Annotated in this window: 2 pseudogenes; both read left to right on the forward strand. The window is 65.5% G+C overall.

Features of this window, described 5'->3' with window-relative positions:
* Positions 1–168: pseudogene (locus tag SB725_RS32185) on the forward strand (catalase); the annotation flags it as partial.
* Positions 165–258: pseudogene (locus SB725_RS32190) on the forward strand (cytochrome b); the annotation flags it as partial. The pseudogenes SB725_RS32185 and SB725_RS32190, both read left to right, overlap by 4 nt.

Consider the following 258-nt stretch of genomic DNA (forward strand, 5'->3'; position numbering starts at 1 on the left):
GACGCTGCTGAACAAGGCGCTTGTCGAGACCTGAACTTCGACCCGCTGATCCTGCCCCATGGCATCGAAGCGTCCGCCGACCCGATCCTCGCCGCCCGTTCGGCCGCGTATTCGGAATCGTTCAACCGCCGCAGCCGCGAATCGCTCGGCACCGGAGCCCGCCCATGAAACCCGAAGCCTTCCATCCCCTCGCTCGCCTGCTGCACTGGCTGATGGCCGTGCTGATCGTGGCCATGCTGTTCATCGGCGTGAGCATGG

The organism is Pseudomonas sp. SIMBA_041 (assembly GCF_046535095.1).
Taxonomy (GTDB): domain Bacteria; phylum Pseudomonadota; class Gammaproteobacteria; order Pseudomonadales; family Pseudomonadaceae; genus Aquipseudomonas; species Aquipseudomonas mucoides.